Annotated in this window: 9 protein-coding genes; 3 read left to right on the top strand and 6 right to left on the bottom strand. The window is 52.9% G+C overall.

Translation table 11 applies throughout. The features are described from left to right. Nucleotides 1–101 precede the first annotated feature (101 nt). From H8Q75_RS01845 to nuoH, 6 genes are all read right to left on the bottom strand, one after another. Nucleotides 102–1,115 (bottom strand): DUF3326 domain-containing protein, encoded by a 1,014-nt coding sequence (locus tag H8Q75_RS01845; RefSeq protein WP_024124060.1) that lies wholly within the window; start codon nucleotides 1,113–1,115, stop codon nucleotides 102–104. A gap of 1 nt (nucleotide 1,116) precedes the next feature. Beyond that, nucleotides 1,117–2,286 (bottom strand): HhoA/HhoB/HtrA family serine endopeptidase, encoded by a 1,170-nt coding sequence (locus H8Q75_RS01840; RefSeq protein ID WP_024124061.1) that lies wholly within the window; start codon nucleotides 2,284–2,286, stop codon nucleotides 1,117–1,119. 75 nt (nucleotides 2,287–2,361) lie between these two features. Next, nucleotides 2,362–2,667 (bottom strand): NADH-quinone oxidoreductase subunit NuoK, encoded by a 306-nt coding sequence (nuoK, locus tag H8Q75_RS01835; protein ID WP_024124062.1) that lies wholly within the window; start codon nucleotides 2,665–2,667, stop codon nucleotides 2,362–2,364. A gap of 10 nt (nucleotides 2,668–2,677) precedes the next feature. Continuing rightward, complete coding sequence (locus tag H8Q75_RS01830) at nucleotides 2,678–3,280, bottom strand: NADH-quinone oxidoreductase subunit J (protein ID WP_024124063.1); 603 nt, start codon at nucleotides 3,278–3,280, stop codon at nucleotides 2,678–2,680. Between the two features lie 11 nt (nucleotides 3,281–3,291). Beyond that, entirely contained in the window at nucleotides 3,292–3,882 is a 591-nt protein-coding gene (gene ndhI / locus H8Q75_RS01825) for an NAD(P)H-quinone oxidoreductase subunit I (RefSeq protein WP_024124064.1), read from the bottom strand. A 29-nt stretch (nucleotides 3,883–3,911) separates the two neighbouring features. Continuing rightward, nucleotides 3,912–5,030, bottom strand: a complete 1,119-nt coding sequence (gene nuoH / locus H8Q75_RS01820) for an NADH-quinone oxidoreductase subunit NuoH (protein WP_024124065.1) — start codon at nucleotides 5,028–5,030, stop codon at nucleotides 3,912–3,914. Between the two features lie 190 nt (nucleotides 5,031–5,220). Here nuoH and H8Q75_RS01815 point away from each other — a divergent pair, with 190 nt between their 5' ends. The 3 genes from H8Q75_RS01815 to H8Q75_RS01805 form a co-directional block, all read left to right on the top strand. Next, the gene (locus H8Q75_RS01815) at nucleotides 5,221–6,534 is read left to right on the top strand and encodes a dihydroorotase (RefSeq protein ID WP_024124066.1); all 1,314 of its coding nucleotides are present in this window, start codon (nucleotides 5,221–5,223) and stop codon (nucleotides 6,532–6,534) included. A gap of 224 nt (nucleotides 6,535–6,758) precedes the next feature. Beyond that, complete coding sequence (locus H8Q75_RS01810; protein ID WP_297039975.1) at nucleotides 6,759–7,715, top strand: UDP-glucuronic acid decarboxylase family protein; 957 nt, start codon at nucleotides 6,759–6,761, stop codon at nucleotides 7,713–7,715. A gap of 14 nt (nucleotides 7,716–7,729) precedes the next feature. Then, a partial coding sequence (locus H8Q75_RS01805) for a nucleotide sugar dehydrogenase (protein ID WP_297039971.1) occupies nucleotides 7,730–8,520 on the top strand: 791 nt, incomplete at its 3' end.

The raw sequence follows: 8,520 nt of genomic DNA, 5'->3' as shown, positions 1-8,520 counted from the left end.
CTCTTCCCCCTGAGCGCGCTCAGCCAGTAACCTGGCCACTCTCGGCATCTCTGCCTCAGGCAGCACCGTCAACTGCATCAACCCCAGACTCAAAGGCAACTTTAGGTTGCTGTCGTCACTGTTTGCCAAGATACTCCCGCCTTCATGGCACTCAGGACGCCGATCGCCTCGGCATAGGACTGGCAAGGAATTGTCTCTATCCCCAAATCGGCACCGGTAACATTGAGGGTTGTGGTATTGTTAGCTACTGTTAGGATGGGGATGCCTTGATGAGCCAAGGCCAGAATTCCCCGTCCACCAAGTGCCGTAGCGGGTACAATCACTGCATCCACGTCCTGTCGCCACAGGGCATGCGGGTCACTTAAGCTGTAGCGGGGAGCACGACTCAACCCCACGAGCACGGAAGGCAAAAAGGTATAGCCAATTTCTTCGGCAAGGGCGCGGGGATGTACACTCTCCTCTAGGGGTAAGGGTTCCAGGGCTGGGGCATGGGCTGCTGGAATCTGAAAGTGCTGGACAATTAAATGACTAATGACTGCTTCTGCCCCTGCTAGGGGATCGACACCTTGGCCACTACGATAGTGGTGCAATGCTTCTGTGCCCGGATCATCAGGAAAGCGAGTCACGATCGCGATCGCCTCTGCCTTAGCGACTTGAATCAGTGTTTCTGCCGACCGCAATAAACTGGCAGGGTTCGCCACAGTGCCCCATGTTGCTCCGGAGGCAGCGGTTTGTAGCTGTACCCCCAACGGTTCATCTGTAATAACCGGTTCAGTAAGGGTTAGACCCAAGGTAGCAGAACAGGCCGCCGCCGCTTGACGATGGCGAAGTTGCAGCTCGGGTTCTATGGCTGCATCCAGTAATAGACCAATGCGATTTGCACGGGGTGGTAGCAATCCCCAGTGGCCAGCGGCAAATTCATCAAGGGCATAGCCTTCGACATACCAAACATTGGGCAGTGGCCAATAGAGCATCGCCCCATTCAGAACGTTGGGGTGAGTAATCAGCCGATCGCACACTTGGGCCAAGGCACGAACAACTGGAATCGCATCCCCCGCATAACCGCCAATGGCAGCCCCAATGCCCGTTGGAATGATCAGAACCGCCGTCAGCACCTTAGCGACTCGCCTGGGCTGGGAGGGGAGCTGGCTGAACGGCCACGGTTACAGTTTGGCCACGACGGCGCACTTCCAGTTCCATGGTGCGACCAATGCCGGTGCTTTCCACCATTTGCTGCACTTGATCCGCTTTGGTGATGTTTTGGCCATTGATACGATGGATCACATCTCCAGGTTGCAAACCGGCACGGGCAGCGGGAGAGTTGGGGAGGACTTCAAAAATCAAAACCCCCGAACTTTCCTGCACGCGGACAGGACTATTGGGATTGGCGTTGAGGCGTTGCTGCACCTCAGGGGTAAGATTGGTCATGCGAATACCCAAGAAGGGGTGATCCACGCGACCATTGGCAATCAGTTGGTTGGCAATCCGCTGAGCCGTGTTGATGGGAATGGCAAACCCCAACCCCTGGGCACCACCAATGATCGCTGTATTCATGCCAATCACCTCTCCCCGCTGGTTCAACAGGGGGCCGCCAGAGTTACCGGGGTTAATGGCTGCATCGGTTTGAATAAAGCCCACTCGCTTATCGGGTACACCAATATCACCGCTAGAACGTCCGGTTGCACTGATAATGCCTGCAGTCACCGTATTATCAAGACCCAATGGATTACCGATGGCGATCGCCCACTCCCCAGGGCGCAAATTATCAGAATTACCAAGACGCACCACCGGTAAATTGTTAGCACTCACCTTGACCACAGCCACATCCGTCAGACGGTCTTGACCGAGAACCTGCCCCTCAAACGTGCGGCCATCCTTGAGGGTTACTTTCACTCGGTTAGCACCATCCACCACATGGGCGTTTGTCAGGATCAAGCCATCGCTACTAATGATAAAACCAGACCCTAGACCCCGTTCTTCACGGCTGCGGGGGGGCATCATTGGCCCAAAAAATTCCTGAAAGAAAGGATCATTAAAGATAGCTGGCACACGGGTCTGCACCGTACGGGAAGCATCAATCCGCACCACAGCAGGCCCCACCTGTTCAACCGCACGGGCAATAAAGTTAATGTCATTTCCCGCTGGTAGCGGTGCCGGTAACTGTGCCAAGCTGGGAGTGACCAAGGGCGTTGATGCTGGCATCAAGTGGGTGACAAACATGGCAGCGGCTGCCCCCAATGCCATTAACGAGAGATAGGTAACCGACTTACCAAGACGCACTGTCATAGGTGATTGCCCTTTTGCTGACACTAGCTCTTGAATAAAGACGGCAATTGAGGGAAGTAGGTTCCAGCTTCTCGCCTACCACTTCAGGAGGTTAAATTTCTCCATGTCAACAGTGTCGCGGTTGCGATAAATGGCCAAAATAATTGCTAAACCCACGGCGGCTTCGGCGGCTGCCACGGTAATCACAAATATCGCAAAGACTTGCCCCTTAATTTGCTGGCCATCTAGATAGTTGGCGAAACCAATCAAGTTGAGGTTAACAGCATTCAGAAGCAACTCAATGGACATGAGCACGCGCACGGCATTGCGACTGGTAACCAACCCATAGATGCCAATACAAAACAGCAGTGCTGCCAAGATTAAAACATTGGTTAACTGCATCGTCATTTCCCTATTTTTCAGACAAAGCTACAGGTTCGCGGGGACGTTCCGGTAACTCCAAGGGGGGTACCACCTCTTCCCCTAGGAGGGGTTCAGGTTCCAAGACCAGTTCGCGGCGGGCAAGAACCACTGCCCCAATCAAAGCCATCAGCAGTAAGATCGAGGCCAATTCAAAGGGCAAGAGGAAATCACTGAAAAAGTGCTGGCCGATGGTGGTGATGCTGTCAGTTGTGGGGGGCACGGAACTGAGTTGCCAAGGGGTTTGCAAAATCATTTTCGTCAGCAAAGCAAAGACCCCAAGGGAGACCACTGCAGCACCCCCCTGGCGTAGCCAACGCCCCGGCACTGGGGTATAGGCCTCGCGCTTATTGACCAGCATGATGGCAAACAGAATGAGAACGTTGACCGCACCGACGTAGATGAGAATTTGCGCCGCTGAAACAAAGTCAGCATTCATGAGGATATACAGCCCAGAGATGCTCAGGAACACTCCCCCCAGCAAAAAAGCAGAATAGACAACATTGTTCAGGAGCACAACGCCAAGGGCAGCAACAGTCACTGCAGCGGCAAGGGCAAAGAAAGTAATCGTTTGGGTCAGAGTGGCTAAGTCCACAACAACAACTCCTAGTTCTCAGATGATTCAGCAGGGTTGGCGATCGCCTCGGGATGCTCTCCCGCCCGTTGGGCACCCGCGGGCAAATCATGGCCAGACATCACGCCAGCGGGCAGGTAGGCAAACTCACGGATTGGCGTCACCATTGGATCTTGGGTTACTTTGTAGGGAATGCGTCCCATTGCAACACTGTCGTAGTTCAGCTCATGGCGATCGTAGGTGGCTAGTTCGTATTCTTCTGTGACCGAGAGGCAATTGGTGGGGCAGTATTCGACACAGTTGGCACAGAAGATACACACGCCGAAATCAATGCTGTAGTGCTTGAGTTCTTTTTTCTTGAGCTCTTTATTGAAGACCCAATCCACCACAGGCAGGTTAATGGGGCAAACGCGCACGCACACTTCACAGGCAATGCACTTGTCAAACTCAAAGTGAATCCGGCCCCGGAACCGTTCTGAGGGAATGAGCTTTTCGTAGGGATACTGCACTGTTACCGGTCGCCGCCGCATGTGATCGAAGGTAACGGAGAGGCCTTGACCAATGTACTTCGCAGACTGCAGTGCCTCTTTGGCATAGTTGGTAATCTGATTGAGGAATTTCATGGTGTCACCTCATAGAAATGGGGAGTTTCTTAACCGCCAAAGGCGACGGGAAAGGCGAGCTTTAAGCCAGCGGTCAGCAGCAGATTCACTAGACCCACTGGTAGTAGGAATTTCCAGCCCAGGTCTAGGAGTTGGTCAATACGCACACGGGGCACTGTCCAGCGCAGCAGAATCGCCAAAAAGACAAAGAAGTAGGCCTTAATCAGGGTCATTGTGATGCCCAGCACTGCAAAAGCAATCTGCAAAAAGGGATTGGTTTCACTCACCCCAAGGAGATTGGCAATAGTTTCTAGGGGAATGGGGAAGCTCCAACCGCCAAAGTAGAGAACACTGACTAAGAGTGCCGAAAGTACAAGGTTAACGTAGGCACCCAAGTAAAAGAGGGCAAACTTCATGCCAGCGTACTCTGTTTGGTAGCCAGCCACGAGTTCTTCCTCGGCTTCCGGCAAGTCAAAGGGGAGGCGCTCACACTCTGCCAGAGCGGCAATCCAAAAGATCAAAAAGCCGATGGGCTGTCGCCAGACATTCCAACTGAGGATGCCGTATTCCGACTGCTGCTCGACAATTTCCACCGTGCCTAAGCCATTGGACATCATAGCCACTGCCAACACTGCCAAGGCAAGGGGAATTTCGTAGCTAATGGATTGTGCCGCTGCCCGCAGTCCCCCCAGTAGGGAGTATTTGTTGTTGGAGGCATAGCCCGACATCAGTAGGCCAATGGGCGCAATACTTGACAGGGCAATCCAGAGGAAGACCCCCATTGCCAAGTTGGAGATCAGTAGGTTTTGGCCAAAGGGGACAATAATGTAGGACAAAAAGACGGGAATCACGACCACTGCTGGCCCAAGGGTAAACAGCCAGCGATCGGTATTTGCGGGGAGAACATCCTCCTTAAAAATCAGTTTTAGGCCGTCGGCCAGGGGCGCCAAAATCCCCAATGGGCCAATGTATTCAGGGCCAATCCGCTGTTGCACAGCAGCAGAAATTTTCCGCTCTAGCCAAACGGCCACCAGGACGCCCACCGTAGCCACAATTAGCATCATTAACATTGGCAAGGGTAGCCAAAGTAGCTTGGCTAGATCATGGGAAAGGCCAAGGGATTCCAACGCACGAATAAACTGCCCCTGTAAGTCAATACCAGATTCCATAGCGATTCGATCGCGCCCCACCTACAGACACGCTCTACAGTATAAAGGTTTTACTTCCGTTAAGAAGATAGATTTGGGTCAAATTTTATCACCACAGGTATTACAGATGTTTATAGTTTATCCTTTGTGTCCTTGGGTTCCACGGGCCAGTAGGATCTGAACAGAAGAGCCCATTTTTAAGGAGAACAGGGTGGCGATCGCGATCCAAAATGCGGTGATTTGTACCCCAGAGGGAGAACTCCGCCAGCAACAGGTGCGCCTTGAGGGCGATCGCATTGCAGAAGTGGCAGAGCGCGTCACTGTGCACCCCGGCGATACGGTTATTGATGCAACAGGCTTAACCCTCCTGCCGGGGGTAATTGACCCCCAAGTGCATTTTCGTGAACCTGGCTTAGAGCACAAAGAGGATCTGTTCACCGCCAGTTGTGCCTGTGCCAAGGGGGGGGTCACCAGCTTTTTGGAAATGCCCAATACCCGTCCCCTAACCATTGATCAGGCGAGCCTAGAGGATAAACTGGCCCGTGCTGCCGCCAAATGTGTCGTGAACTATGGTTTTTTCATTGGCGCCACTCAGGATAACCTTGCCGTCCTCAACACTGTCCACCCCGTCTGCGGCATCAAGATTTTCATGGGATCAATGCACGGACCCCTCTTGGTGGATGAGGAGCCAATTTTAGACCGTATCTTTAGTGAGGGCAAACGCCTCATTGCTGTCCATGCCGAAGATCAGGGTCGCATCCGGGCCCGCCGCGCACAATTGGCTGGCATTACCGATGTGGCCATACATTCGCAAATTCAAGATGAGATTGCGGCCCTCAACGCCACCCAGTTAGCCGTGAAGCTCTCCCGGAAATACGAACGCCGCCTGCACATTCTGCATCTTTCCACAGGGATTGAAGTCGACTTTCTGCGCGAGCACAAACTTCCTTGGATAACGGTGGAAGTCACTCCCCAACACCTGCTACTGACCACAGAGGCCTACGCCAAAATTGGTTCCCTTGCGCAGATGAACCCACCCCTGCGCACAGCAGTAGATAATGAAAAACTCTGGCAAGGGCTCCTCGATGGCGTCATTGACTTTATTGCCACCGATCATGCCCCCCACACCCTAGAGGAAAAGGCGCAGCCCTATCCCCACAGCCCCTCTGGTATGCCGGGGGTAGAAACCTCCTTGCCCCTCATGCTGACCCAAGCGATGGCAGGCCGCTGTACTGTGCCGCAAGTGGTGCGCTGGATGTCCACTGCTGTTGCTGCGGCCTATGAAATTCCCAACAAAGGGAAAATTGCCCCCGGTTACGATGCGGATCTGGTGCTCGTGGATTTGCAGACCTATCGCCCAGTGCGCCGTGAGGAACTTCTCACCAAGTGTCGCTGGAGTCCTTTTGAGGGTTGGTCATTGACAGGATGGCCAGTGTACACCTTTGTAAATGGTGAGGTTGTGTTTAGCCAAGGGCAAGTGAATACTGCTGTGCGCGGACGTCCTCTCAGGTTTGGCTTGGGCTAAGGAAATTGGCCAAAGGCCGACCAAGACAATCGATTAAACTGATTAAACCGATTAAACAAATTTAAAAAATTTAAATAAATCAAGACACCAGCTCTGCAAACCCTTCTTGATCATTCGGGCATCCTCTGATTTGGTGGAACCAAGCATTGCTAGCCTCCTATGAACTCATGCTAATCTAGGCCAAAGAGAGAACATCACTTTACTGATTTTATTTAGACAACACAATGCGTATTCTGGTTACCGGCGGCGCTGGGTTTATTGGTTCCCATCTCGTTGATCGGCTGATGGAAGCGGGTCATGAGGTCATTTGCCTAGACAACTACTTCACTGGTACGAAGCGCAACATTTTGCGCTGGCTAGGTCATCCGAACTTTGAACTGATCCGCCATGATGTCACCGATCCAATTCGCCTTGAGGTGGATCAAATCTATCACTTGGCCTGCCCCGCCTCACCGGTTCATTACCAGTACAATCCGGTCAAAACAATCAAAACCAATGTCATGGGCACACTCCACATGCTGGGGTTGGCCAAACGCGTGAAGGCACGATTTCTCCTGGCCTCAACTTCAGAAGTCTATGGTGACCCGCAAGTGCATCCCCAATCTGAGTCCTACTGGGGGCATGTCAACCCCATTGGTGTGCGCTCCTGCTATGACGAAGGCAAGCGAGTGGCAGAAACTCTTACCTTTGACTACCACCGTCAAAACAATGTGGATGTTCGAGTGGCCCGGATTTTTAATACCTATGGCCCGAAAATGCAGGTCAACGATGGCCGCGTCGTCAGCAACTTTATTGTCCAAGCCTTGCAGGGCATTCCCCTCACGGTTTATGGGGACGGCTCCCAAACCCGTAGCTTTTGCTATGTCAGTGATTTGGTGGAAGGGTTGATTCGGCTGATGAATAGCGATCACCTTGGCCCTGTGAACCTCGGCAACCCTGATGAATACACGGTGCTAGAGCTCGCCCAAAAAATCCAGGCCCTGATTAATCCAGGGGTGGAAATCCAGTTTAAGCCCCTGCCCAGTGATGATCCCCAGCGCCGTCGTCCCGACATTACCCTCGCTCGCACAGTGTTGGGCTGGCAACCCACCGTTCCCCTCCTCGCGGGGCTGCAGCGGACAATTCCTGACTTTGCTGAGCGGCTGGGCGTACCCTATACGCCTATGATGGTGGAAGTTTAGGGAGGCCACAGGGAATGCGGGTCTGTGTAATTGGCACCGGCTATGTGGGTTTGGTGACGGGAGTGTGCCTGGCACATATTGGCCATGAGGTCATTTGCATTGACAACAATATTGACAAAGTCAAGCTGCTGCAACAGGGGGAATCCCCGATTTATGAACCGGGTCTGACGGAGTTACTCCGTGGTTGCATTGCCAGTGGTCGCATTCGCTTCAGTAGTGATCTTGGCACTGGGGTGGAATTTGGTGAGGTGCTCTTTATTGCTGTCGGTACACCTGCGCTGCCCAATGGTGAAACCGATACCCGCTATGTGGAAGCCGTTGCCCGGGGGATTGGTGCCCATTTGCATTTGGGATACAAAGTGATTGTCAATAAATCCACAGTGCCCATTGGCTCAGGGGACTGGGTACGGATGATTATTCTGGATGGCGTGGTTGAGCGAGAACCCGATTTGGCCGATGCCATTAAAGCCGGGGGAACCCATCCGCCGCTAGATTTTGATGTGGTCAGCAATCCTGAATTTCTGCGGGAAGGTTCAGCGGTCTATGACACGTTGAATCCCGATCGCATTGTCTTGGGCAGCAGTAGCCGCAGAGCGATTCAAATCATGCAGGAACTCTATGGGCCGATTATTGAGCGCAAGTATGCGGTTGATCCCACCTTGCCTCCCGTACCAGTTTTGGTGACGGATCTGAGTTCGGCGGAAATGATCAAGTACGCTGCCAATGCCTTTTTGGCGACTAAAATCAGCTTTATTAACGAAATTGCCAATATTTGCGATCGCGTGGGGGCAGATGTGGTTCAAGT

Source organism: Thermosynechococcus sp. OHK43 (assembly GCF_014466085.1).
GTDB lineage: Bacteria > Cyanobacteriota > Cyanobacteriia > Thermosynechococcales > Thermosynechococcaceae > Thermosynechococcus.
Note: the sequence above shows the minus strand (reverse complement) of the source record. Positions and strands in the feature narration are given on the sequence as shown.

Coding starts and splice junctions, on each gene's coding strand:
- nuoK (WP_024124062.1), bottom strand. CDS start 2,667: ATGCAGTTAACCAATGTTTTAATCTTGGCAGCACTGCTGTTTTGTATT.
- ndhI (WP_024124064.1), bottom strand. CDS start 3,882: ATGAAATTCCTCAATCAGATTACCAACTATGCCAAAGAGGCACTGCAG.
- nuoH (WP_024124065.1), bottom strand. CDS start 5,030: ATGGAATCTGGTATTGACTTACAGGGGCAGTTTATTCGTGCGTTGGAA.
- H8Q75_RS01840 (WP_024124061.1), bottom strand. CDS start 2,286: ATGACAGTGCGTCTTGGTAAGTCGGTTACCTATCTCTCGTTAATGGCA.
- H8Q75_RS01810 (WP_297039975.1), top strand. CDS start 6,759: ATGCGTATTCTGGTTACCGGCGGCGCTGGGTTTATTGGTTCCCATCTC.